We start from the raw sequence: 23,734 nt of genomic DNA on the forward strand, positions 1-23,734 counted from the left end.
CATTCTGGTAATCATGGCCTATTCAACTTTCTGCCAAACCCAAAACGACCAGCTCAAAGAGCCGATGTTTTTTGGCCAATCGGTCAATGTGGCCCGTTATGATCAACAAAAACACGAAGTCTTTGAACGGCTGATCGAGAAGCAGCTCTCCTTCTTCTGGCGCCCGGAAGAGGTGGATGTCTCCCACGACCGCATCGACTATCAGGCGCTGCCGCCCCACGAGCAGCACATCTTCATCTCCAACCTGAAGTACCAGACCCTGCTGGATTCCATCCAGGGTCGCAGCCCGAACGTGGCGCTGCTGCCGCTGGTCTCCATTCCGGAGCTGGAAACCTGGATCGAGACCTGGGCCTTCTCGGAGACCATCCACTCTCGCTCCTACACCCACATCATTCGCAATATCGTCAACAACCCGGGGCAGGTGTTTGACGACATAGTGACCAACGAGCAGATCCTCAAACGCGCAGGCTCCATCAGCTGCTTCTACGATGACCTGATTGAAGCGACCGCGCTCTACAACCTGCACGGTGAAGGGACCCACAGCGTCGCCGGACAGATGCGCACCATCACACTGCGCGAGCTGAAGAAGAAGCTCTATCTGTGCCTGATGAGCGTCAATGCCCTGGAGGCAATTCGCTTCTACGTCAGCTTCGCCTGCTCCTTTGCCTTCGCCGAGCGCGAATTGATGGAAGGCAACGCCAAGATCATCAAGATGATCGCCCGTGACGAAGCGCTGCACCTGACCGGCACCCAGCACATGCTGAATCTGATGCGCACCGGCCAGGATGACCCCGAGATGGCCGAGATTGCCGCCGAGTGCGAGCAGGCCTGCTTCGAGATCTTCAAGGAAGCCGCCATTCAGGAGAAAGAGTGGGCCGAGTACCTGTTCCAGGACGGCTCCATGATCGGCCTGAACAAAGACATCCTCTGTCAGTACGTGGAGTACATCACCAACCTGCGCATGAACGCGGTCGGTCTGCAGCCAGCCTTTGCCGGCGCAAAGCAAAACCCGATCCCCTGGATCAACACCTGGCTGTCGTCTGACAACGTGCAGGTCGCCCCGCAGGAAGTGGAAGTGAGCTCTTATCTGGTCGGCCAGATCGACAGCGAAGTACACGCAGACGACTTGGGCGATTTCGAGCTGTAAGTCAGCGACCCGATATGCTGCTCGGTCAGACCGGCAGAAACCTAGATGCAGACAATTTATCAGGTGACGTTGAACTGTGAGTGACGCAACCAACACCTTGGCCCCTGCCCTGCAGCCTGCAACGCAGCAGGAGGCACCACAGGCGCCGCTGGTACATACCTGTGACGGCACCCTGCTCGCCCATCCCGGCGAGAGCGTGTTGGAGACCCTGGAGCGCCACGGCCATCAGCTGGAATTCCAGTGCCGCAGCGGTTATTGCGGCGCCTGCCGCACGCCCTTGCTGGCAGGCTCGGTGCACTACCCCAATGTGCCGCTGGCGTTTGTCTCCCCGGGTGAATGTCTGCCCTGTTGCTGCAAACCGGTCGGTGCCATCCGGCTGGACCTGACGAAGGGTTGAGCCTCCTCGGCAGACTGGGCATAAGCACATACAAAAAAGCCGCCGGATTGCCTCCGGCGGCTTTTTTCTTTGGCGCCGCCCCTCGAAGGAGGAGCAGGGAAAGGGTCATCAGCGTCTTGTGTGGGTTAGCTGCAAAGTGGCATCCCCCACCACAATCGCCTTATTCCATTACAAGCCCTGTTTCGCTTATAACCAAGGCGCAGCGGTCGGCCCATGGTGCAGACCCAGCTTCCAGACCCGGCCAAAGTGCTTGTAGTGACCGGCCGCCACACCCGCCTTCTCACCCATGCCGTGGTAAAGATCCAGGTGCCCCTTCTTCACGGCGCCACCCACATCCAGCGCGATCAAGAGCCGCAACTGGTGCTTGCCGGTCCAGTTGCCGGCCTTGTCGAGCAAAGGCACTTCCGCCAGGATGGGGGTGCCCATCGGCAGCAAACTCTTGTCGGCCGCAACGGCCGCCAGCGGCAACAGCGGAATACCGGCGGCACCAATCACGTCATTGGTGGGGCGACGCTCGAAGAAGACATAAGAGGGATTCTGCTCAACCAGCTCCTTGACGCGCTCCTCCGGTTGGGCGTTGGCCCAATCCTTGATGGCCTTCATCGACATCTTCTCTTTGGGTACCTCGCCCCGGTCGATCAGCACCCGGCCTATGCTCACATAGCCGTGACCGTTCTTGCCGCTGTAACCCAGGTATTGCAACCGATCGTCATCCCCATAATGCACAAAGCCCGAGCCCTGCACATCCATCAGGAAGTTGTCGATAAGAGACTTGCTGTAGCCCAGCTCCAGCCCACGGTTGGCCAACGCCCCCCGATGGATATCGGCCCGGCTTGGGCAGCGGCCCCCACATTTTGGCATGGCATAGATGGGGTACTTGTACTTGGCATCCGGGCGATGGCGCACCTCCAGCACAGGCGAGTAATAACCGGTGAACAGCACGTTGCCCATGCGATCGGCGCCGCCAAGCTGGGCCAGACTGATGCCGTACTGGGTGATATGGGCCGGATTGCCACCATTGGCAACCCAGCGGGAGAGCTGATGATAGAGCTCGCCATAACGGCGGGTCATCTTGCCGGAACGCTCCAGCACCAGCCGGCTCTGGGGGCCGAACTTGCTGAAATCAGAACGCTGGCGGCTGTTGATGCGCTCTACCCGCACCAGATCGCCCGGCAGGGCACCGTCCAGATACTGCTTGCCCAGGTTTTCCGGCACCTCGCAGTTGAGAAAACATCCGGCATCGGGTTTCTTTTTGGGCACCTGCGCCTGCTCTGGATTGCCTGCACAACCGGCCAGCCCCAGCACGGCAGCGGTCAGCCAGTACGCGTGTTTGTTCATATGTCCTCATATAACACCAAGCCTCATGCTTGGCGGGGAAGATGCCAAATTTGCTGGGGGAAAGCAAACGCCTTCACCCCCTTGGCGACGGATTTCTCCAAAGGGGATCTTCTGGGTTATAACAAGGTAACAAGGTGTGAGAGGCCATGGATGGAACAGCTCGAGATCTTCCCGCTACAGAGCCCCTGTATCGGGGTATGCGAAGTGAACAACAAGGGCTACTGCAAGGGCTGCCTGCGCAATCGGGAGGAGCGTTTCAACTGGCTCACCATGACACAGACCCAGCAGCAGGAGGTGATGCGTCTTTGCCGTGGCCGCAAGGCGCGGGTTGAGGCCGCGCGCCGCAAGGCACAAGAGGCTGAGCAAGCCAACCAGCCAGCGCAGTCCGGCTGGGATTTTTAACTTGCCCACGGGCTAGCCCTCTTCTTCCGCTTGTTTACCCCCATCAGAAACAGACAAGGCGACCCGCAGGTCGCCTTGTCATTTACACCATTGACGTTGTCAGGTCGTCGCCAGTTTGGCCTGCTCTTCGCCGCGCTTGAGCATGGCGTAGCCAACCCCTGTCACCAGGGAACCGGCGGCGATTGCCAGTATGTACATGAACACATGGCTGATGGCGTTAGGAATGAAGAGCACGAACAGACCACCGTGAGGTGCAACCAGCTCGCAGCCGAACAGCATGGAGAGCGCGCCAGTCAGGGCACCACCCGCCATGCAGGCCGGGATGACGCGCATCGGATCCTTGGCGGCAAACGGAATGGCCCCCTCGGAGATGAAGCACAGACCCAGTACGAAGGAAGCCTTGCCTGCTTCCTGCTCCGTCTTGATGAACTTGGCGCGCGCCAGGAAGGTGGCGATCCCCATCCCCAGTGCCGGTACCATACCGGCGGCCATCACGGCAGCCATGGGGGCATAGGTTTTGGAGGCGAGCAAGCCGACACCGAAGGCGTAGGCCGCCTTGTTGACCGGACCACCCATGTCGAAGCACATCATGGCACCTATGATGACACCCAGCAGCACGGCGTTGGCAGAGCCCATGTTGTTGAGGAACTCTGTCATGGCACTCATGATGCCTGCAACCGGACCACCCACCACGTAGATCATCACCAGACCGGTAAACAGGCTGGCAAACAACGGGATGATGAGGATGGGTTTGAGCGCTTCCAGAGTCACTGGCAGGCGCACCTTGTCGCTCAGGTACTTGGCACTGTAACCGGCCAGGAAACCGGCAACGATACCGCCGAGGAAACCGGCGCCCAGGGAGCTTGCCAGCATACCGCCAATCATGCCTGGTGCCAGACCCGGACGATCGGCGATGGAGTAGGCAATGTAACCGGCCAGCACAGGGATCATCAGGGCGAAGGCTGAGGCACCACCGATCGTCATCAAGGCGGCGGCCAGGCTGCCTTCCACCTTGAACGCTTCGATACCAAAGATGAAGGAGATGGCAATGATGAGACCACCGGCCACCACCATGGGCAACATGAAGGAGACACCGGTCAGCAGGTGCTTGTAGGGGCCCGCCTTCTCCTCCTTCTTGGGCTGACTGGCGCCGCTGTGGCGATAGACTTTGGCTTCCAGCCACGCCTTGTCGAGCTCGGCGCGGGTCTTCTTCAGCGCAGCACCGGTACTGGTGCGATACACCTGCTTGCCATCAAAGCGGGTCATGTCCACTTCGATGTCGGTGGCTAGGAACACCAGATCGGCAGCGGCGATTTCATCGGCGGTCAGGGCATTCTGGGCACCGACCGAGCCTTGAGTCTCGACACGGATCTGGTAACCCAGCTGCTTGGCCATGGTCTCGAGCGCTTCGGCGGACATGAAGGTGTGGGCCACCCCGGTCGGACAGGCGGTGACTGCGACTATGCGTTTGGCCGAGGCCGGCTGGACGGTGGCGACCGGCGCAGCCTGATGATGATAGACACTGGCACCACTGGCGGCAGCGTCGAGCACGGCAGCCGGATCCTGCAAGGCAAGATCCATGCTCCCCTGATAGAGACGCTTGCCATCGTAGGCGGCGAGATCCACGGGGGCACTTGCCACCACCAGGATCAGATCGGCGGCGGCAATCTGCTCTTTTGAGGGGATCTGGCGCGGTTGTACGCTGGAGCCAACATCGAGTGTGAGCTCCCAACCCGCCAGTTTGGCCTGTTGTTCTATCCGTTTAGCAACGAGAAAGCTGGTGGCAATGCCCGCCGGGCAAGCCGTGACCAAGATTGCTTTCATTGGGCATCTCCTGAGTTTTCCATTGAAGGGGAATGGGTATTGAGTTGAGCGGGGGCAAGGTCATCCAGACGTTGCACGCGCACTTGCTCGAGTAAGGGTGTCAACACGTTCATATCGCTAAAACCGACTGCCACCTGACTGACTGCCAGCGCCGAAACGGCGGTGGCCAGACGCAAGGTCTGCTCCGGCGCCCAGCCGAGACTGAGGCCATGGGCCAGCCCCGCCACCAGGGAGTCGCCAGCACCGACGGTACTGACGACCTGCATACGGGGTGGTATGGCCTGCCAGGTGGCATCCGGACCAAACCAGACGAGGCCATCGGCACCGTTGGAGATAACCACATGGGGGATCCCGGCGGCCTGCAGGGCGCGGGCACAGTCGGCCTGCTCATTCAAGGTCTTGATGGGACGACCGGCCCACTGGCTCAGCTCTTCCAGATTGGGCTTGATCAGGGTCGGTGCAGCCTTGATGCCCTCTTTCAGAGCCACGCCGCTGCAATCGAAGATCACCTGCTTGCCTTTGGCCTTGAGCAAGGTAATGAGGCGGGCGCAATAATCAGGCGCCACCCCTTTGGGCAGACTGCCCGCCAGCACAAACCAGTTTGCCTGTGGTGCCAACTCGTCAATCGCGGCCTCAAGGGCCTTAACCTCACGCTCGTCAATGATGAGCCCCGGCAAGTTGAGATCGGTGACCCTGCCAGATTGCTCGGAGATCTTGACGTTGATGCGGGTATTGCCCGCCACGCGCACGAAGTGATCACCCAGGGCCCGCTCGGCAAACAGCGAGACAAAGCTCTGCTGATTGTCAGCGCCGAGCCAACCGGTCAGCCCGACGTCGCGGCCCAAGTCTTTGAGCACCATGGCAACGTTGATCCCCTTGCCTGCGGCGCGCAAATTGGCTTCGCTCACCAGGTTCACCTCGCCAAGGGCCATGGCGGCCAGGCGGGTGGTGAGATCCAGCGCCGGGTTGAGGGTGATGGTGACGATATCCATCAGTGCGCCCCCTCACCCAGGCCTGCGGCGATGGCGGCGCCAATGCCCTTGAGGGCCGCTTCGGCATCCGCCCCTTCTGCGCGAAATGCCAGGCGATGACCGCACTTGACCCCAAGGCCGATCACCTTCATCAGGCTCTTGGCGGAGACGGCTTCACCGCTGCCATCGAGGTTGGCAACACGAATGTCGGATTCGAACTCCTTGGCCACCTTGACCAGCATGGCGCCCGGACGGGCGTGCAAGCCATGGGGGTTGATGATGGTGAAGGTATCAGACAGGCCGCTCGCCGGCCCTGCTTGCAACATGGCAAGACCCTCGGCGCCAGCCAGCGTCGCAAGTTGGCCTGCGGCGGCCAGCTTGGCCAGATTGTCCAGCTGTGGCAGATGGCTCGCATCGCTGGCGCACAGCAGCAGCAAGGTGCTGACCGGCAGTTCACCCATGGTGAGTGCGCTACTCGGGGTTGCCAGCACCCAGCCGGTCTGGGCCGCTTGCGTACGGGCCAGCCAGACGCCCTCCCCCAGATAGGCAGGGTCACTTGCCAGCAGGGAGCTGACCATGGCGGCCTCCCCCCAACCGGCGGATTTGGCGCGGGCGGCGGCGCCCAGCAGCAGCTGGTCGCGATCGTCTGCAGGGAAGTCGGCCAGGGTCAGGAACTGCACTTCTTTCGCCGCGCTGGCCCCGGTCAGAATAGCGATGATGGTGTCGGCATCTGTGGCATTTTTCAGCGCAGCTGCCGCCTGCTCGTCACCCAGCACATGGGTAAGCTGGCGCAAAATGCCCAGATGCTCGTCGGATTTGGCGGCGATGCCGATGGCCACATAGGTGATCTGCCCCTCGTCCCATTCGATTCCCTTGGGGAACTGAGCCACCATGACACCCGTGCTCTTGACCAGATGGCGGGTATCCGTGGTGCCGTGGGGAATGGCGATGCCGCTGCCAAGGTAGGTGGCGTGCTGCGCTTCCCGCGCCAGCATGCCGTCCACATAACCCGCTTCCACCAGACCGGCCTCGGTCAGTTTGCTTGCCAGCAGAGCGATGGCATCCGCCTTGGTCGCCACCGACTGCCCCAGCAAAATCTGCTGCTGTGCCAACTTCAACATAGATATTCTCCATCAGGTTCCGGGCTGGCCGTGCGGCTCACCGGATCAATACAATTGAAAACTCGGGTAATTTGCCTGCTGACAATAGACCGGATTGCATCCCGCCGGAGCGATATCGCATTTTTATACCCGGACATCGATTGCCTGCTGACAAGCTGAATCCTTTCACTTACACTCAGACTGAATCGTTTCAGCCAATTGATCAAGTACCCGCAAAGAGTGCTTTTCAATGATATGATCCCGCGCACACTTTTCGGTGCCCTCACCTGGCAGTGACCGTGGGCCTTGCAACTCAAACAGAGCCGATATGATGAAACTGGATGAAATCGCCGCCCTCGCCGGTGTCTCGCGCACCACGGCCAGCTATGTGATCAATGGCAAGGCCGATCAATACCGCATCAGTCAGGCAACACGTGACAAAGTGATGGCGGTGGTGACCGCCCACAACTACCAACCTGACAGCCGCGCCGCCTCCCTGCGCGGCGGCCAGACCAAGACCCTCGGCTTTATTCTGCCCGACCTCGAGAACGCCAGTTATGCCAAACTCGCCAAGCGCCTCGAACAGGGGGCCCGAGCCCAGGGTTATCAGCTGCTGATCGTCTGCTCGGAAGATGAACCCGCCACCGAGAAAGAACTGGCCGAGATGCTGGCCAGTCGCCATGTGGATGCCCTGCTGGTGGCCAGTTGCCTGCCGCCGGACGATCCCTTCTATCCACGCCAGCAGGCGCGCGGCATCCATGTGCTGGCCATCGACCGGGCCATGGCCGCCGACAAGTTCGTGACCGTCGCCAGTGAAAACCAGAAGGCGAGCTTTGATCTCACCGCCTCCCTGCTCACCCCGGCGCTCAAGCACATCGCCTTGATCACCGCGCTGCCAGAACTCACGATCAGTCAGGAACGAAAAGCGGGCTTCGAGCAGGCTGTCGCCAGCCACACCACGGCCCGCCACCTGTGCGAAGGAGCACATTTCTCCCGCATCGAGGGCTATCGCCTGCTCAAGGAACTTCATCATCAACTCGGCCAGCTGCCCGAAGCGCTGGTTGCCACCTCCTACATATTGATGGAGGGGGTACTGGATTATTTGCTGGAACAAGAGACCGACATGAGCCAGCTCGCCATGGCCACCTTCGGCGACGATCGCCTGCTCGATTTCCTCCCCTTTGGCATCAACTCCCTGCCCCAGCAACACGATGCACTGGCCAGCCAGGCGCTGGAGCTCGCCCTCAAGGCCATCAATGGCGAGTACCAATGCGGGCTGCACTACATAAGCCGGACCCTCAAGCGTCGTCGCTAAGCAGCCCCCCTCACGCGCTGGCGGCGACCGCCATCTTCGCCAGCGCGTTTTACATCCATTGGCTTGCCAGCCCTTTTCACTCCCCGGCACATAGTGCTGTCATCTTTTATTTCCACCTATTGCGCCCTTTCAGTACAAAATCCGACTTTACAGGCTTGTTTCCACTATTTTGATCCGTTAACTTGGCAACCAACTTTTACAACCAACGGGTTTTTCGTAACGATGCGTCCACTCCGATATTGCTAGCCTCCGGTTTCAACCCCGGAGGCGTCTTGATGACACCGCCACTTTCACTCTTTTTGAACACGCAGTTTCTCGATCCGGATGGACACAATGAACACCAAAACCCTGGGTTGTACCCTGTTGATTGCCGGCACCACCATAGGCGCCGGCATGCTGGCCCTGCCGCTGGCCTCCTCATCTCTGGGCGGCCCTGCCACTTTGCTGCTGATGATAGGGCTCTGGGCCCTGATGGCCTTCACCGCCATGTTGCAGGTCGAAGCCAGCCTCAACACCGGCAAATGGTACCTGCACCAGCTGGCGGATCACCTGCTCGGCCCCTGGGGCAAGGGCATCGCCTCTTTTTGTATCCTGATGCTGTTTTACTCCCTGGCCTCCGCCTACATCAGTGGCGGCAGCAGCCTGCTGGCCCAGGCGCTGGCCGATGCGGGCATGACCATTAGCCAGGAGCAGGCTGCCTGGGCCTTTACCTTGCTGTTCGGTGGCATGGTCTGCGTCGGTACCCGCTCGGTGGATTACCTCAATCGACTGATGTTCGCCGTCAAACTGGTGATCATGGTGGCGGTACTGGGGCTGCTGCTGCCCCGCGCAGAAGGGCAGCACCTGCTCTCCCTGCCGCTCGGCCAGGGGTTGCTGCTGGCAGGCTTGCCCGTCATCTTCACCTCGTTCGGCTTTCACGGCTCCATCCCGAGCGTCATGCTCTATCTGGGGGATTGCCCCAAGCAGCTGCGCCGGGTCTTTGTGTGGGGCTCCGCCCTGCCGCTCATCCTCTATGTGCTGTGGCAAGTGGCCATTTTGGGGCTGCTCGGTCAGCAGACCCTGATCCAGAGCGGCGGGGCGCTGGATAGCCTCCTGGCCAGCGTCGGCAATCTGGTGAGCTGGCCTGCGTTCAATCAGGCAATGCACCTGTTTGCCGATCTGGCGTTGGCGACCTCTTTCCTCGGCGTGACCCTTGGGCTGTTTGATTTCATGGCCAAAGTGACTCGTCGCAAGGACAACTGGCAGGGCCGCAGCCAGACCGGACTTATCACCTTCGTGCCGCCCCTGTTGTTTGCCCTCTACTTCCCGCAAGGCTTCATAATGGCGCTGGGCTACGCCGCCATTGCACTGGCGATCCTCGCGGTACTGCTGCCGGTCACCCTGGTGTGGCAGAGCCGCAAGCAGGCAGAGGCGCACCACTACCGCGCCCCGGGTGGCGTACTGGCCCTGGGCCTTGCCGGTGCCATGGGGGTGCTGATCGTCGGTGTACAGGTGAGTGTCAGCCTGGGATTACTGCCAGCTCTGTAACCCTCACCCATGATGGATAACGAAAGCCCTGCCAACCCCGTTGGCGGGGCTTTTTGCCAGCAGGAGTACAGTAAAACCCAATGATGACTCCTTATCGTGGTCGGTATCACTTAGCCCCGTCATGCCGCTCTCTTCAGCACAGACATCGATGTACATATTCATCACTAGTCACGCAAGCGTGTACATATATGTACAAGTCTTCTACACTGAGTGCAGATTAACCCTCCACGCCCTCTTATCCGGCGTGAACAATACAAGGAGGAGATATGGCCGCAACAGCACAAAAAGCAATGAAAGACGGCGCCATAGACCCCAGCAAGGCGCTGCCTGTGGTATTCCGCATCCTGGACAAGTGGCAGTGCAACACAGATGAACAACTGACACTGCTCGGCATTTCATCTCGTTCAACATTGAACAAATACAAGGAGTCAAACGGCGGGATCCGCCTCAGCGTGGATATGCAGGAGCGAATGAGCTACCTCCTCAACATCCACAAGAGCCTGAGGGTACTGTTCAGCGCCGATGACAGCATCTATGGCTGGGTACGCAAGCCCAACAGCCACCCCTTCTTTGCCGGTCGCAGCGCGATGGAAATCATGAAGGGTGGCCGGGTGGCCGATCTCTATGAAGTGGCGACCCGATTGCACGCCTGGCGCGGGGGTATGGCCTGATGCAGGAGCCGCCACTGATCTCATTCAAGGGAGAGCGGGCCTACCGGATCATTCCGAGCCGCTACCCCACTATCTGTGTCTATGAAGATGTGGCCAATGCGGACGAACTGGAGGCGGTATGGGCCATGGAGGCACTGACCAACGACAGGTTGCGGGAGGAGGCGGGAGACTTGTCTCGCGTCCCCAGGGCCGATTGGCTGGTGGGCTTGCACGGGGGCAGCTATGTGATGGCCGCCTTTACCCATGTCAATCCGGAAGGGGCCCGTTTTACCACGGGCGATTTCGGTGGCTATTACTGTGCACCTCTGCTCGATACCGCCGTCAAGGAGACTGTCTACCATCAGGAGCGGATCTTCGGCTACACCGGAGAACCTGCCCAGAAAGTGCAGATGCGGGTGCTCTGTGCCGAGTTCAGTGCCAACCTGGTCGATATCACAGGGGACGCATTTCTCTCCACCCCTCTCTATCACGCCACCAGCTATAGCCAGTCTCAAGTCTTTGCCCTGGAGCAGAAAACCCGGGGGGTGGATGGCATCCACTACCGCTCGGTGCGTCACAGCGGCCACAATTGCCATGTACTCTACCGCCCCTGTCTCATTACCCGGATCCATCAGGCCCAGCATCTGGAGTACCACTGGAATGGCAGTGCCATCGCCAATGTGCTGGAGATCAAGCTGTATGGGGAGTGATATCGAGACGAAACGCGGCAATAAACTGCCCGCCAGAAATGACAAAAGCCCTGCCGGATTGGCAGGGCTTTTTACATCAACCGATGCAGCGTGAGGGTATCCCCTCACCTGCTTACTGGTTGTGGGTAGCGCGACGGGGGCGACGAGCCTGGGCCGGTTTGCCAGCAGCATCAACCGGACGCTGCGCACCTTGCGGTTTGGGCTTGCCACTGTTGCCGGTGCGAGCACCACCAGCGTTGCCACCATTGGCAGAGCGACCTGCGCCCTGACGCTGGCCTTGACCTTGCGGACGTGGCGCAGCACGGCGCGGCTCGCTCGGGTCACGAGGCTCTTTGCGCAGGGGCGCGCCGATACCACGGGCAATGTTGTCCAGGGTTTCGCGGGAGGCTTCAAAACCGGCCACCTGCTCGCACGGTATGTTCTGCTTGGTCAGACGCTCGATCGCCTTGATAAGCTTGCCTTCATCGGCAGCAACCAGGGAGATGGCATGACCGGCAGCACCGGCACGACCGGTACGGCCGATACGGTGAACATAGTCTTCCGCCACGTTGGGCAGCTCGAAGTTGACCACTTGCGGCAACTTGTCGATGTCCAGACCGCGGGCAGCGATGTCGGTCGCCACCAGCACCTTGACGTTGCCATCCTTGAAACCGGCCAGGGCACGGGTACGGGCACCCTGGCTCTTGTTGCCGTGGATGGCGGCGGCGCTGACGCCGTTCTTGTCGAGGGTCTCGGCAACACGGTTGGCCATGTGCTTGGTACGGGTGAAGACCAGTACCTGCTGCCAGTCATTGCTGGTGACCAGATGGCTCAGCAGACCTATCTTGTTGGCCTTGTCACACGGATGTACCAGCTGCTCGATACGCTCGGCCGTGCTGTTGCGCGGCGCCACTTCGATCACGGCCGGATTGTTGAGCAGGCCGGTGGCCAGCTCGCGGATCTCTTCAGCGAAGGTGGCGGAGAAGAGCAGGTTCTGACGCTGCTTGGGCATCAGGGCCAAGATCTTGCGGATATCGCGGATAAAGCCCATGTCGAGCATGCGATCCGCTTCGTCCAGCACCAGTATTTCGACTTCGTCGAACTTGACGGCATTCTGGTTGTAGAGGTCCATCAGGCGGCCCGGGCAGGCCACCAGCACGTCCAGACCACGGCGAGTCGCCATCATCTGCGGATTGATGCTGACGCCGCCAAACACCACATGGCTGCGCATCGGCAAATGCTTGCCGTAATTGCGCACGCTCTCGCCCACCTGGGCAGCCAGCTCACGGGTCGGGGTCAGTACCAGAGCGCGAATACGGTTCGGAGAAACCTTGCGCTTGCTCTCCATCAGACGCTGCAGCATCGGCAGGGTAAAGCCTGCGGTCTTGCCAGTCCCTGTTTGGGCCGCCGCCATCAGGTCGCGGCCAGCCAGAACGGCGGGGATCGCTTGCAGCTGAATGGGAGACGGGGTGTCGTAGCCTTGCTCGGCAACGGCACGCAACAAGGGTTCGGCCAGACCGAGGGAAGAAAAACTCATAATTACCTGCTAGGGATAGTGGCGCCGGGGATTTGTGGTGGGGCTCCTCTGCTGAGCCGATGCCATCTCACAAGAACTGGGCCTATTGAGAAAACAACGATTTCCCCGGGGAGCAGAGCAAAGGGGAAAAAATAGAGGCGCAGTCTAACGGAGTTGCTGTGGATAAACGAGAAAAATGTGATATTCATCCCAGCACAAACCCAAAAAGTGGGTCAGCGTCCTATTCAGCCCGCCCACCTCAGAACTCATTCGAATCAAGCTATGCTGGATGCCAGATAAGATGCGACCATCATCTCAGTCCCGGAACAAGGAGGTTCAGGCTCATGGCAGTTCATATCACACGCATCCACAGGACATGGCGACCCGCTGCCCTGCTGATCATCGCGCTGGGGGCAAGTCTGCCCCTTGGCGCCAAGCCCACTTTGACGGTCGCCTGGAATCATTGGCCCCCTTTTAGTTACATCAATCCACAAGGCACTCTGGATGGGCTGGACGTCACCCTGACCCGCCAGATCCTCAGGCAAGCGGGGCTGGAGACGCGTTTTCGCAATCTGCCCTGGGCCCGCGCCCTGCATCTCATCGAGCTGCAACAGCTGGACTTGGCCATGGGAGCACTCGATACGCCGGAGCGACGCCAGTTCGCGCGTTTCTCTGTCCCCTACCGGCGCAGCACCTTCGTGCTCTTGAGCAACAACCCCATACCGGGCCATGCCAATCCCTGGCTGCGTATCCAAAGCCTCCCCGACTTGTGCCAGCAGACAGCACTACGCCTGGGCAAGCTGCGCGGCACACGCCCAACCCAGCAGATGGAGGACTGCCCAGCCCTCAAGAGCGCCACCGAATACAACGCCGACGACAGGTTGATCGATCTGTTGCTGGCCCGCCGTCTGGACGGGGTCATCATGGAGTGGCAATACGCACGCTATCGCCTGACACAGCTGGGGGCCGAAAAGGTTATCAGCTGTCAGTTGTTGCTGCACCACCAGCCAGTCAGCCTGATGTTTGCCAAAGAGGCAGTAAGCGAGGCCGAGATAGCTCGAGTCAATGAGGCCATCGCCACCCTGCCCCCGCCAAACATTCGCTTTGCCCCGCCTCCCTGTCGCTTTGGCAATCCAGAGGGTGAGGTAATGTCTCGACCAGCATCTGCACAACCCCAGCCAGGCTGACAGTCCCGAAGCATTAAACGCAAACCAATAAAGAAGGCGACCTTGAGGTCGCCTTCTTGCTCTGTTATTGACAGTGCTTCTTGATCGTGCACCGGGATCAGCCGGGCATTCGAAAAATCGATCAGCGCAGTTGCGGCGTCTGGGTCAGCACACCCTGATTCTGGGCACGATGGCGCAGCAGGTGATCCATCAACACCAGCGCCAGCATGGCTTCGGCGATGGGCACGGCGCGAATGCCAACACAGGGATCGTGGCGCCCCTTGGTGATCATCTCGATGGCTTCACCTTCGGTATTGATGGTCTTGCCCGGCACTGTAATGCTGGAGGTAGGCTTGAGCGCCATGCTCACCACGATATCCTGACCCGACGAGATACCGCCCAGAATGCCACCCGCATGGTTGCTGGCAAAGCCGGCCGGGGTCATCTCGTCGCGATGTTCGGAGCCTTTTTGCTCCACCACCGCGAAACCGTCGCCTATCTCCACCCCTTTCACCGCATTGATGCCCATCATGGCGTGGGCGATGTCGGCGTCAAGGCGATCGAAGACTGGCTCGCCGAGGCCCACAGGCACCTTGGTCGCAATGACCTGGACCTTGGCACCGACACTGTTGCCCTCTTTTTTCAGATCGCGCATGTACTGATCGAGCGCCTCCAGCTTGCCCGCATCGGGGAAGAAGAAGGGGTTCTGCTCAATTTGCGCCGCGTCAAAGCCTTCCGCCTTGATGGGACCGAGCTGGGAGAGAAAGCCGGTGATCTCGATGCCATGCATCTGCTTGAGGTACTTCTTGGCAATGGCACCCGCCGCCACCCGCATGGCGGTTTCACGGGCGGAGGAGCGACCGCCCCCCCGATAATCCCGCTGGCCATATTTCTGGTGATAGGTGTAATCCGCATGGCCCGGACGAAATACGTCCTTGATGTCGGAGTAATCCTTGGAACGCTGATCGGTATTCTCGATAAGCAGCCCGATGGAGGTTCCCGTGGTCCTTCCCTCGAACACACCGGAGAGGATCTTCACCTCATCCGGCTCGCGCCGCGGCGTGGTGTAGCGGGAAGTACCCGGCTTGCGCCGATCCAGGTCTATCTGCAGATCCGCTTCGCTTATCTCGAGTCCGGGCGGGCAACCATCGACCACGGCGCCCAGCGCCAGGCCATGGCTCTCGCCAAAGGTAGTGACCCGAAAGAGTTGGCCAAAACTGTTCCCTGCCATGAGTGCTCCTGCTTAGCTCTTGTAAATCGCGAAATGATCCTGGTACTGCTCCAGTTCCGCCTTGGTCATCACGAACACGCCGTGACCGCCGTTCTCGAACTCGACCCAGGTAAAGGGTACTTCCGGGAACTGGGCTTCCAGGTGGATCATGCTGTTGCCCACCTCGACCACCAGCACACCGTCATCCTTGAGGAAGTCGGCGGCATTGGCCAGCAGACGCTTGGTGAGCTTGAGGCCGTCGGAACCTGAAGCCAGCGCCAGTTCCGGCTCGTGACGAAACTCCTGTGGCAAGTCCGACATGTCTTCGGAGTCCACATAGGGCGGGTTGGAGACGATGAGATCGTATTTGTCACCCGCCGGCAGATCGCGCATCAAATCGGAGCGGATCGGAATGACCTGCTGCTCCAGACCGTGATCGGTGATGTTGCGCTCGGCCACGTTCAGCGCATCCACGCTGATGTCGATGGCGTCCACTTCCGCATCCGGAAATTCGTGGGCCATGATGATGGCGATGCAACCTGAACCGGTACAGAGATCCATGATCCGGGTCGGTTCATGCTTGAGGAAGGGGGCGAAGCGGTTGGCCACCATCTCGGCAATCGGCGAACGGGGAATGAGTACCCGCTCGTCCACGTAGAACTCCCAACCGGCATACCAGGCCTTGTTGGTCAGGTAGGCGGCTGGCACGCGTTCTTGCACGCGGCGAATGATGAGTTCGGCGATGCGATGGCGCTCGCTGGTGGTCAGACGGGAGTGGCGCATGCCCGGATCCACGTCAGGCGGCAGATGTAGCGCGGGCAGTACCAGCTGCACGGCCTCATCCCAGGCGTTGTCCGTACCATGTCCGTAGAAGATCCCGGCGTCGTTGAAACGACTCATGGCCCAGCGCAACATGTCCTGGATGGTGTGCATCTCGGCAACCACCTCATCGATAAATATCTTGTCCAAATCCACCTCCAAGTCGAGTAATATCCGGCCCGAGCACCCACTGTATAGCGGGCAAGACGCATACCTGACAAATGAGCCTCTGATGAAAAAAACGCCCTCACCGACGATCGAGGAAAGCCTGCTGTTTCGCGATGCTGTCAAAGGTACCCGGAAAATTAAGCAAGATACCATAAGGGCCGACCTGCGCCCGGTCAAGCAGAAACGCGAACTGCGGGAAAGCCGCGAAAAGCTTGGGATTGGCCACTTTTTCAGCGACGAGTACCAGCCCCATCTCGACGAGGATGGCCCGACCCGTTACGTGCGTGACGATGTGTCAAAATTCGAGCTGAAAAAGCTCAAACGCGGCATCTATCCGCCGGAGATTTATCTGGATCTGCACGGCATGAACCAGAATCAGGCAAAACAGGAGCTGGCCGCCCTGCTCACCCTCTGCCAGAAAGAGAACATCCATGTCGCCTCCGTGATGCACGGCATCGGCAAACACATCCTCAAGCAGCGGATCCCGAGCTGGCTGGCCCAGCACCCCAATGTGCGCGCCTTCCATCAGGCCCCCCGTGAATGGGGCGGCGACAGCGCCATCCTGGTGCTGCTGGACATAGAGGAATAGCGCTCGCTTCTCGACGAGCTGCCGTTGCCGTCTTGGTGACGTCAGCAAGGCACCCGGCCTCCACCTTCACATCAAAGCTCCATATGCCTCCCGCAACGAGTAAATCGGCAGCACTATACTGAATATCAATGTGTTATTCGTCATGGAGGTTGCATGTTTACAAAGGGTTCTCATGCCGAGATCAAATCATCTCTCGATGCCATCGGTGCGGCGGTGGCGGTATTTTCCCTGGATGCGGATGATCGCTTCATCCTGGTCTCGGCCAACGATACCTTTGCCCAGGCATTCGAGCTGGATGTGCCGAGCACCATAGGCAAACGACTCAACGAGATGTTTCCCCGCTACATCACCGGCAGCATAGAGCAGCCGATGCATGACTGTGTCAGCCAGCAAACCGGGCTGGAGAGCGAGCTTCCCATCGATACTCTGTCGCGTACCAGCTGGTGGCGTTTCATCCTCTCCCCCATCATCATTCCCGAACAGTCCCGGATCACCCGCATCATAGTCACCGCCATCGACATCACGGCCAAAAAGCAGTTGGAAGATGCACTCAAAATGAGTCGAAAGCGTTTTGAAGCCGTGGTGAACTCGGCCTATGACGGCATCATCAGCGTCAGCAGCGAATCCCGTATCGAGCTCATCAATACCGCCGCCTGCGAGATGTTCGGGGTTGATGAGAGCTATGTGGGCAAACGGCTGGAAACCCTGTTGCCCCTGCGCTTTCGCTCCAACCACGAGAGCTATTTCAGAGCCTTCAGCAACTCCCCCATCAACTCGCGCCCCATGCACGCCCGCGCCTCCGTCATGGGTCTGCGCAGCGATGGCAGCGAATTTCCGCTGGAAGTGACCATCGCCAAGATCAATCTGGGCCAAACCACTGAGATGACCGCCATACTGCGGGACATTTCGGAGCGGGCCCGTCTGGTGGAAGAGCTGAAAGTAGCGGCCACCACGGATCCCCTGACCGGGATCGCCAACCGGCGCCGCTTCGACGAGCTGGTCAAGCAGGAAGTGCAGCGCTGCCAGCGTTTCGGCCATACCATGAGTCTGCTGCTGCTCGACATCGATCACTTCAAGCAGGTCAACGACACGCACGGCCATCAGCAAGGGGATCAGGCGATCCTCAGTCTGGTGAGGCGTATTGCCAAGCAACTGCGGGAGGTGGACATACTGGGCCGCTGGGGCGGCGAGGAGTTCATCATCTTGCTGCCGGAAACCTCGCTGGATCTGGCCTGGGCCAGCGCAGAGCGGATCCGGCTAGCCATAGCGTCAGAGAGCCACCCATTGGGCGCCGACATCGAGATCCCGCTTACCGTCAGTATCGGCATCAGCGCCAGTCAAGGCCCACAAGATAACGTCGACAACATGGTGCGCCGGGCCGATACAGCGCTCTATCTGGCCAAAAAACAGGGGCGAAACTGCTGCATCAAAGAGGCAACTGAACAGCCGTAAGCCGGAATGTGACCACACCAAAGACTCCCCGCATGCGTCAGACCTGAATGATGTTGAATTCAGGTCTGACGCAGCACCACAGCTAACCGGACCTTGTCCCGCCCACCACTGGAGAGGATACGCCCACCTGCACCTGCCAGCACCTCACACGCTTTTTGCAACAAGGGTTGATGCGCAGCTCTTGGCAGATGAAACAGTGAATTCCAGATAACCACCCCATCGAAAGGCCCTGCGGGTTGATCATTTTCAATAGCTGCCTCGCTCTAGACCTGCTCAGGGAAGTCCTGCCGAGCCTGCACCAATGAGGTGGCTGAGTGATCCGCACCCGGCACGTCATAGCACATGAGCTGATCAAGAAGGCGACATCATGGCTTGGGCGCAAACTGCTCGAACACCTGCTGGCCGGTCAGGGTGGGCGTCTCGTTCTTCAACTCGTAGAAGTCAGGCTTCTCATCGATAAAGATCTGGCTCGCCAGCTGAAAATCGTTCCGCTGGAAGAGGCCGGCCGGCACTATGTACTCATCCGTCGGCAGCAGATGATAGAAGAGGTGAGTGCCGCAGGTGGGGCAAAATCCGCGCTCCGCCCACTCCGATGATCGATAGGCGACAGGGGCGATCCCGGTGAAGCGCACGTCCGCACCGCAATGCACCGCAAACAGCGGCCCACCCGACCAGCGCCGGCAGGTGGTGCAGTGGCAGAGATTGACCTCCTGATGATCTCCGGTCGACACAACGATGCCGCCGCACAAACAATGTCCTTGCATAACGCCTCCCTAACAAGATGGGTCCAAGCCGTTCTTCGGCCAGATTTCGCATCAGATGAGTACCATGCCTGTCACGTCCTCGCCATTAACTGCCTCACAAAACACCAATGAAACATGGTTATACCAACGACCTCGGCGACATGATAATAAATAGCGTATTGCCATCTGCCATCATGGCCATAAATGGGGCGCAGATATCGCACGACAAATATCCAAGCAACAGGGGATCACTATTGAAAAAGTTTGAGTCAGCGGCCTTGCTTCTGATCGGTGCCGTGATGGGGGCAGGTATAGTGTGGCGATATGATCATATGTCAAATCCAATACGGGATACCTTGCCAATCAGCCTTGAGCAGGTGTTTCGACACGCCAATACAGACATCATGGTTGAGCGTTTTTCTTGTGAGGGAGATACGGCAGCCAATGTTGGCGCAGTGATTGCGTCTATCTATGAACGTAATGCGCTGAATCGCCTTAATCAAACCAGTTACCTTTGCTCAGGTAATGAGTGCATGTTATCCGTCAGCAATTGCAAGCCGTGGCAGTCATCTGAATGCAGTTCCAGAATATTGAAGTTCGGGCTGCTTAGCCAAGAAGAGATTGATGCATCTTCGTTTACTTGCATCGATGTACCTTAGCCGCAGGTGTATATAAAAACCGCCAATCCATTAAATGGGTTGATACTAAAAACCACAATAGAAGGGAGGCAAGATGCCTCCCTTCTCATTATTTCGTCACATGCAAGACTGATGACGTCAGTACAGTGAAAAATACACGTATCTCACTTGGCCGGCACCAGCGCCCAGGGATCGCCCTTGCCGGGTTCATTACCCTGAGTCCACCATTTGGCCTGATAAACAGCCCCCTTATGACTGACCTTGGCCCCCGCCGTATAAACCTTGGTGATATCCCAGGCAGCATGCCCGTCAACGGGCGGATCAACCGGATCGATCGGTGCGGGATCGAGCTTGGCGACAATACGCACTTTCGGCCAGTTGGCATGGGAGCCGTAAAAGTTGGTCACACACTTTTCGTAGTCTCCCGGCACCAGGGCCGAATAGGCAGTCTGAAAACCCACCAGCTCACATTCGAAGGAGTAACCGCCGGGTCTGTCCGGGTAGTACTTCCAGTTGCCATCCCAGTTGGTATAAAGCACATCGGTGGCACCGTTCAGATTCAGGCTGCCGTAGGGGGTCTGCTGCCAGCAGGTGTTCTTCTCGTCGGCCTTGACGGGGATCTGGTAATGCTCGGCCAACCCCTCCCAATAACGGATCCGGTTGACCGGCTGGCCCTTGTCTTTGTTCTGTTCACCACACTCTATGCCGCCATTGATGACGTTGATGGTGGTGCCAAAGCCATAGCCGATGCCGGCCGCTATCTCGCGCTGGGAGGGCACCCAGGTGCGGTCAATCACATGCAACATGGCGGGTTTGGGTGCCTGGGGGGTGAGGAAAAACCAGATGGCGGACGCCAGGTTCAACCAGGAGTCGGCCACCAGCCCCGGGTTGTTGAGCAGCACAGAGGCATCGCCGTCAAACATCGCCTCGGAGAAGGCGCCGTAATTGAAGTGATAAGAGAGCTGCTTGGCGCCGCGACCGAAATAGCCCTGCCCCGTACTGCAGGGCCACTTCTTGTTCTGCCAGTCATTTTGCCCACACCCAGTGGTGTAACCCGCCTGCCCCTCTGACCAGCCCATTTCACGCACATGCACCAGTGCCTGTTGCCACTCCTCCAGCGCCAGCGGATTATCAGAAATATTGTCTTTGCTGATGTGACCCCCCGTCTCCTGGGAAAAATGGGCAAAGGCGGTCACTATGGATTTTTTGCAGATGGCATCCGAATCCCGACCATCGGTATATTCACCACAAAAAGCCGGGAATTTACCTATGGCCCGCAAGAAGCGTTCATAGGTATATTCCGGCGCTGCCATCTGGGTTAAATATTCCCAGTCAGACTCCGTGAACACCCGCTCGACCCGCTTGACGTTATCCGGGTTGCTGGCCGCTCTTGGCATGATGGCATCGACAATATTATTGGGCCGAGTCGCCAATGCTTTTGACCAGACGCCATACATGGGATTGGCAGTTTTGCTTTTTTCAACGACGGCCAACTCTGGTGCAGCAATCACATATCCACCGGCATTTTTTGGATCGGGCTGAATATTCATGACGGCATAACTTGGCAATGCACAGGCAGCAGCAACTAACCAGGCAGAGTGCTTGGGTTTGAACATGGGGTACAGTCCTTGTCTCGGAGAAGTTCATCCCGAGAATAGGCCTTTTTATAACTAAATTCTCATCAAAAATTAAGAAATACAACGATTCTGTGAGCCATTTCACTTAGTGGCCGTGGGCCATGAAAAGCATATAAAAAGAGAGACTGAATGTCGGCCTGATACGTGGGCATACCACAGGGATGTCGAAACAGGATAGAGAAAGACAAGAGCGGCATGATAATCGCCCTGCCTCACCCTCTTATCCTGGCCCCTGGCCATGACAATGACTTGTCTGATGATCCCCGGATTGCCCCGCTGGCAGCAGGGTAATCCGGGGCAGGCTACTCACAGGTTCATGCGAGCGAGGATCGCACGGCTCGGATCAAAACATTGCGCGGCGTCATGGGCTTGTCGCAAAACTCGCCCACTTCCACCCGGTAGCCATGCTCTTGCAGGAAGAGCGCCCGATCGAGCACCAACCAGATCTCGAGCGGACGACGAAACAGATGACGCACCAGCTCCATGCGGGCGACATCGCCATAACGCGCCTCCCCCTTCGCCAGAAAAGCGGCAAGATCCATCCCCACAGGCAGGGCTATCCCCTTGCGCTCGGCCGCCCATTCACAAAACGCCTCGAAGCTGCCGGTGAGCAGGCTTTTTTGCATATTGGGTACCGGCAGGTATTCGTTCACCCCACGCACCTGGCGTTGCAGGCAGTCAAACCCGAGCCGCCATACCACCTCCTGCTCGCGCAAGCGGGAGATGCGCGCGCCGGCCGTGACCGTTTCCTGCAGTGGCAGCCGCAGATCCGCCTTGGCAAGCGCAAGCGCGCTGGCCTTGGCAGCAGCAGACAAGGGGCGATAGTGGGTGCCGCGGATCAGGTGATAGCAACAAGGGGAGATGGTCACTCCCTGGGCACCACGTTCTGCCACCAGCGACAACAGATGGGTGTGCAGCTCGCCACAGGCGTGCAGCGCCATGGCGTGATGATCCGTGACGAGCAACTGGCTGGCATCGGCCGCAAAGGCATCTGCCTGCACGAAATGCATGCGAGCTCCGTCGCGGGCCGCCAGTCGACGTCCCTCTTCACAAAGCGGACCTTGCAGCTCCAGGCTCAGGATCTCTGCCTGCCGATGCAGGGAGACCAGCCGCCCCAGATGGCCCTTGCCTGCGCACCACTCCAGATAGGGGCCTTGATGGGGTGGCAGGCAGCCGGTAAAGGCTTCTATCTGCGCCTGCTTGCGACCCGGCATGTGCAGCGCCATCTCCTTGGCGCACTGGATGGGCTCCGGGGTAAATAGCGCAAGTTCACTCAAGGCGTGCAGCGTCTTCCCCGCCGGGATCCAGGGGGTGAGCAGGTCGCACAGAGCCCCCATGTCACCATCGAGCCGATTGATCTGTTCGAGAGGCATGGCGTTGAGCTGTGCGGCCAGCGCAGGAGCCTCGTCGGCAAAAGCCAGATTCAGGTGATGATAGGGTTGATATTGCCACCAGCGCCGGGTCTCGGTCAGCAATCTATCCAGTTGTTGAAAACGTTGAGCCAGCACGCTTGCCCCTGCCTTGCAGTCAAAAAAGAGGCTCATTTTAGCGATCCCTTCCCAAAAAGCACTCGCCAATGCGGGTCGACCGCCATGAGGCCGGGCTTGGGCCTGACCGGCGGTCATTAACCCTGGCCTTGCCCCGGCAGGCAACTGTAAGCACAGGCGTCAACCAGGCAAACAACCCGGAGCCCGGGCCTTGGCCTGACAAAGAGAGGGGTTTTATGCTATATTCCGCCCCCTCTTTACCCTGGTTCGCTCAAGGCGGGCCATTTTACCAACATGAATGGAACCAAAACATGACCATCAATGCCATCCTGCAAGCGCGCGCAGGCGCCAAGTGTGAACTGTGCGGCGCCGAACAGGCACTGACTGCCTTCGCTGTGCCCCACTCACCGGCCAGCGATGATGATCACAGCCTTGCCCTGTGTGACACCTGCCGTGGTCAGCTGGATCAGCCGGACACCACAGTGGTCAATCACTGGCGTTGCCTGGGCGACAGCATGTGGAGCCAGGTTCCCGCCGTGCAGGTCATGGCGTGGCGTCAGCTGAAAGCCCTGTCCGGCCAGGGCGAAGTGTGGGCTCAGGACATGCTGGACATGATGTACATGGAAGACGAGACCAAGGCCTGGGCCGAAGCTGGCCAGGCTGGCGACGATGACGACAGCGTACCGACCCTGGATTCCAACGGCGCAGTGCTGGTCGAAGGGGACTCTGTTACCTTGATCAAGGATCTTGACGTCAAGGGCGGCGGCTTCACCGCCAAACGCGGCACTCTGGTCAAGGGCATCCGCCTGACCAACAACCCGCTGCATATCGAAGGCAAGGTCAACGGCGTGCAGATAGTGCTGGTGGCCGCCTACCTGAAAAAGGCCTGACTCCTCGGCTTGATGATCTAGCCGATCGCAGTCACATCCCGTGCAAGCCCCCCTAATGG

General features: G+C 59.1%; 22 protein-coding genes. 12 read left to right on the plus strand and 10 right to left on the minus strand.

Going from position 1 to position 23,734, the window contains the following annotated elements; translation table 11 throughout:
* Positions 1–13: 13 nt before the first annotated feature.
* Together nrdB and yfaE are read left to right on the plus strand one after the other, a co-directional pair.
* A complete protein-coding gene (gene nrdB / locus AACX78_RS12895; protein WP_021140537.1) occupies positions 14–1,147 on the plus strand; it encodes a class Ia ribonucleoside-diphosphate reductase subunit beta in 1,134 nt (377 codons plus the stop codon).
* 76 nt (positions 1,148–1,223) lie between these two features.
* Positions 1,224–1,544 carry a class I ribonucleotide reductase maintenance protein YfaE gene (yfaE, locus tag AACX78_RS12900; protein ID WP_059112689.1) on the plus strand — a complete coding sequence of 107 codons (321 nt, stop codon included), beginning with the start codon at positions 1,224–1,226 and terminating at the stop codon, positions 1,542–1,544.
* Positions 1,545–1,730: 186 nt separating this feature from the next.
* Here the strand turns inward: yfaE and mltA are convergent, their stop codons facing one another.
* The gene (mltA, locus tag AACX78_RS12905) at positions 1,731–2,882 is read right to left on the minus strand and encodes a murein transglycosylase A (RefSeq protein ID WP_159166431.1); all 1,152 of its coding nucleotides are present in this window, start codon (positions 2,880–2,882) and stop codon (positions 1,731–1,733) included.
* Positions 2,883–3,032: 150 nt separating this feature from the next.
* Between mltA and AACX78_RS12910 the strand changes: the two genes are divergently transcribed.
* Complete coding sequence (locus AACX78_RS12910) at positions 3,033–3,284, plus strand: DUF1289 domain-containing protein (RefSeq protein ID WP_005315494.1); 252 nt, start codon at positions 3,033–3,035, stop codon at positions 3,282–3,284.
* A gap of 99 nt (positions 3,285–3,383) precedes the next feature.
* Here the strand turns inward: AACX78_RS12910 and fruA are convergent, their stop codons facing one another.
* Genes fruA through fruB form a run of 3 tightly spaced genes read right to left on the minus strand, consistent with a single transcriptional unit; the run spans position 3,384 to position 7,200 of the window.
* Positions 3,384–5,108 (minus strand): PTS fructose transporter subunit IIBC, encoded by a 1,725-nt coding sequence (fruA, locus tag AACX78_RS12915; protein ID WP_159166432.1) that lies wholly within the window; start codon positions 5,106–5,108, stop codon positions 3,384–3,386.
* Entirely contained in the window at positions 5,105–6,100 is a 996-nt protein-coding gene (gene pfkB / locus AACX78_RS12920) for a 1-phosphofructokinase (protein WP_159166433.1), read from the minus strand. Before pfkB ends, fruA begins: the two co-directional genes overlap by 4 nt.
* On the minus strand, positions 6,100–7,200 hold the full coding sequence (gene fruB / locus AACX78_RS12925; protein ID WP_159166434.1) for a fused PTS fructose transporter subunit IIA/HPr protein: 1,101 nt from the start codon (positions 7,198–7,200) through the stop codon (positions 6,100–6,102). Before fruB ends, pfkB begins: the two co-directional genes overlap by 1 nt.
* A 307-nt stretch (positions 7,201–7,507) precedes the next feature.
* Between fruB and cra the strand changes: the two genes are divergently transcribed.
* The 4 genes from cra (at position 7,508) to AACX78_RS12945 (ending at position 11,381) form a co-directional block, all read left to right on the plus strand.
* On the plus strand, positions 7,508–8,494 hold the full coding sequence (gene cra, locus AACX78_RS12930; RefSeq protein WP_201302847.1) for a catabolite repressor/activator: 987 nt from the start codon (positions 7,508–7,510) through the stop codon (positions 8,492–8,494).
* Between the two features lie 333 nt (positions 8,495–8,827).
* Entirely contained in the window at positions 8,828–10,021 is a 1,194-nt protein-coding gene (locus tag AACX78_RS12935) for an aromatic amino acid transport family protein (RefSeq protein WP_099993298.1), read from the plus strand.
* 266 nt (positions 10,022–10,287) lie between these two features.
* Positions 10,288–10,692: an MbcA/ParS/Xre antitoxin family protein gene (locus AACX78_RS12940; RefSeq protein ID WP_125606624.1), complete on the plus strand. Its 405-nt coding sequence runs from the start codon at positions 10,288–10,290 to the stop codon at positions 10,690–10,692.
* Positions 10,692–11,381 carry an RES family NAD+ phosphorylase gene (locus AACX78_RS12945; protein ID WP_159166435.1) on the plus strand — a complete coding sequence of 230 codons (690 nt, stop codon included), beginning with the start codon at positions 10,692–10,694 and terminating at the stop codon, positions 11,379–11,381. Before AACX78_RS12940 ends, AACX78_RS12945 begins: the two co-directional genes overlap by 1 nt.
* Before the next feature lie 112 nt (positions 11,382–11,493).
* Here AACX78_RS12945 and AACX78_RS12950 read toward each other — a convergent pair whose 3' ends face one another.
* Positions 11,494–12,897, minus strand: a complete 1,404-nt coding sequence (locus AACX78_RS12950; protein WP_058393941.1) for a DEAD/DEAH box helicase — start codon at positions 12,895–12,897, stop codon at positions 11,494–11,496.
* A gap of 323 nt (positions 12,898–13,220) precedes the next feature.
* On the opposite strand from AACX78_RS12950, the gene AACX78_RS12955 reads away from it, so the two are divergent.
* Positions 13,221–14,063, plus strand: a complete 843-nt coding sequence (locus AACX78_RS12955) for a substrate-binding periplasmic protein (RefSeq protein ID WP_099993300.1) — start codon at positions 13,221–13,223, stop codon at positions 14,061–14,063.
* A 121-nt stretch (positions 14,064–14,184) separates the two neighbouring features.
* Here AACX78_RS12955 and aroC read toward each other — a convergent pair whose 3' ends face one another.
* Together aroC and prmB are read right to left on the minus strand one after the other, a co-directional pair.
* The gene (gene aroC / locus AACX78_RS12960; protein ID WP_021140549.1) at positions 14,185–15,273 is read right to left on the minus strand and encodes a chorismate synthase; all 1,089 of its coding nucleotides are present in this window, start codon (positions 15,271–15,273) and stop codon (positions 14,185–14,187) included.
* A gap of 12 nt (positions 15,274–15,285) precedes the next feature.
* Complete coding sequence (prmB, locus tag AACX78_RS12965) at positions 15,286–16,221, minus strand: 50S ribosomal protein L3 N(5)-glutamine methyltransferase (RefSeq protein ID WP_021140550.1); 936 nt, start codon at positions 16,219–16,221, stop codon at positions 15,286–15,288.
* An 82-nt stretch (positions 16,222–16,303) separates the two neighbouring features.
* Between prmB and smrB the strand changes: the two genes are divergently transcribed.
* Positions 16,304–16,828 carry an endonuclease SmrB gene (gene smrB, locus AACX78_RS12970; RefSeq protein ID WP_159166436.1) on the plus strand — a complete coding sequence of 175 codons (525 nt, stop codon included), beginning with the start codon at positions 16,304–16,306 and terminating at the stop codon, positions 16,826–16,828.
* A 153-nt stretch (positions 16,829–16,981) separates the two neighbouring features.
* Positions 16,982–18,280 (plus strand): sensor domain-containing diguanylate cyclase, encoded by a 1,299-nt coding sequence (locus tag AACX78_RS12975; RefSeq protein ID WP_159166437.1) that lies wholly within the window; start codon positions 16,982–16,984, stop codon positions 18,278–18,280.
* 365 nt (positions 18,281–18,645) lie between these two features.
* On the opposite strand, the gene AACX78_RS12980 is transcribed toward AACX78_RS12975, so the two are convergent.
* Complete coding sequence (locus AACX78_RS12980; protein WP_159166438.1) at positions 18,646–19,044, minus strand: GFA family protein; 399 nt, start codon at positions 19,042–19,044, stop codon at positions 18,646–18,648.
* A 107-nt stretch (positions 19,045–19,151) separates the two neighbouring features.
* Between AACX78_RS12980 and AACX78_RS12985 the strand changes: the two genes are divergently transcribed.
* On the plus strand, positions 19,152–19,682 hold the full coding sequence (locus AACX78_RS12985; protein WP_159166439.1) for a hypothetical protein: 531 nt from the start codon (positions 19,152–19,154) through the stop codon (positions 19,680–19,682).
* A 143-nt stretch (positions 19,683–19,825) separates the two neighbouring features.
* Here the strand turns inward: AACX78_RS12985 and AACX78_RS12990 are convergent, their stop codons facing one another.
* Together AACX78_RS12990 and AACX78_RS12995 are read right to left on the minus strand one after the other, a co-directional pair.
* Entirely contained in the window at positions 19,826–21,277 is a 1,452-nt protein-coding gene (locus AACX78_RS12990) for a chitinase (protein WP_159166440.1), read from the minus strand.
* A 335-nt stretch (positions 21,278–21,612) separates the two neighbouring features.
* Complete coding sequence (locus AACX78_RS12995) at positions 21,613–22,842, minus strand: methyltransferase (protein WP_159166441.1); 1,230 nt, start codon at positions 22,840–22,842, stop codon at positions 21,613–21,615.
* Positions 22,843–23,096: 254 nt separating this feature from the next.
* Here AACX78_RS12995 and AACX78_RS13000 point away from each other — a divergent pair, with 254 nt between their 5' ends.
* Complete coding sequence (locus tag AACX78_RS13000) at positions 23,097–23,675, plus strand: PhnA domain-containing protein (protein ID WP_201302848.1); 579 nt, start codon at positions 23,097–23,099, stop codon at positions 23,673–23,675.
* Positions 23,676–23,734: the final 59 nt, after the last annotated feature.

The sequence above is a fragment of the Aeromonas sp. 9A genome (genome assembly GCF_963900955.1).
GTDB classification, from domain to species: Bacteria; Pseudomonadota; Gammaproteobacteria; order Enterobacterales; family Aeromonadaceae; genus Aeromonas; species Aeromonas salmonicida.

Excerpts from the sequence above, each read along its gene's own strand:
- nrdB (WP_021140537.1), top strand. The coding sequence starts at position 14 with ATGGCCTATTCAACTTTCTGCCAAACCCAAAACGACCAGCTCAAAGAG.
- mltA (WP_159166431.1), bottom strand. The coding sequence starts at position 2,882 with ATGAACAAACACGCGTACTGGCTGACCGCTGCCGTGCTGGGGCTGGCC.
- AACX78_RS12910 (WP_005315494.1), top strand. The coding sequence starts at position 3,033 with ATGGAACAGCTCGAGATCTTCCCGCTACAGAGCCCCTGTATCGGGGTA.
- fruA (WP_159166432.1), bottom strand. The coding sequence starts at position 5,108 with ATGAAAGCAATCTTGGTCACGGCTTGCCCGGCGGGCATTGCCACCAGC.
- pfkB (WP_159166433.1), bottom strand. The coding sequence starts at position 6,100 with ATGGATATCGTCACCATCACCCTCAACCCGGCGCTGGATCTCACCACC.
- fruB (WP_159166434.1), bottom strand. The coding sequence starts at position 7,200 with ATGTTGAAGTTGGCACAGCAGCAGATTTTGCTGGGGCAGTCGGTGGCG.
- cra (WP_201302847.1), top strand. The coding sequence starts at position 7,508 with ATGATGAAACTGGATGAAATCGCCGCCCTCGCCGGTGTCTCGCGCACC.
- AACX78_RS12935 (WP_099993298.1), top strand. The coding sequence starts at position 8,828 with ATGAACACCAAAACCCTGGGTTGTACCCTGTTGATTGCCGGCACCACC.
- AACX78_RS12940 (WP_125606624.1), top strand. The coding sequence starts at position 10,288 with ATGGCCGCAACAGCACAAAAAGCAATGAAAGACGGCGCCATAGACCCC.
- AACX78_RS12945 (WP_159166435.1), top strand. The coding sequence starts at position 10,692 with ATGCAGGAGCCGCCACTGATCTCATTCAAGGGAGAGCGGGCCTACCGG.
- AACX78_RS12950 (WP_058393941.1), bottom strand. The coding sequence starts at position 12,897 with ATGAGTTTTTCTTCCCTCGGTCTGGCCGAACCCTTGTTGCGTGCCGTT.
- AACX78_RS12955 (WP_099993300.1), top strand. The coding sequence starts at position 13,221 with ATGGCAGTTCATATCACACGCATCCACAGGACATGGCGACCCGCTGCC.
- aroC (WP_021140549.1), bottom strand. The coding sequence starts at position 15,273 with ATGGCAGGGAACAGTTTTGGCCAACTCTTTCGGGTCACTACCTTTGGC.
- smrB (WP_159166436.1), top strand. The coding sequence starts at position 16,304 with ATGAAAAAAACGCCCTCACCGACGATCGAGGAAAGCCTGCTGTTTCGC.
- AACX78_RS12975 (WP_159166437.1), top strand. The coding sequence starts at position 16,982 with ATGTTTACAAAGGGTTCTCATGCCGAGATCAAATCATCTCTCGATGCC.
- AACX78_RS12980 (WP_159166438.1), bottom strand. The coding sequence starts at position 19,044 with ATGCAAGGACATTGTTTGTGCGGCGGCATCGTTGTGTCGACCGGAGAT.
- AACX78_RS12985 (WP_159166439.1), top strand. The coding sequence starts at position 19,152 with ATGAAACATGGTTATACCAACGACCTCGGCGACATGATAATAAATAGC.
- AACX78_RS12990 (WP_159166440.1), bottom strand. The coding sequence starts at position 21,277 with ATGTTCAAACCCAAGCACTCTGCCTGGTTAGTTGCTGCTGCCTGTGCA.
- AACX78_RS12995 (WP_159166441.1), bottom strand. The coding sequence starts at position 22,842 with ATGAGCCTCTTTTTTGACTGCAAGGCAGGGGCAAGCGTGCTGGCTCAA.
- AACX78_RS13000 (WP_201302848.1), top strand. The coding sequence starts at position 23,097 with ATGACCATCAATGCCATCCTGCAAGCGCGCGCAGGCGCCAAGTGTGAA.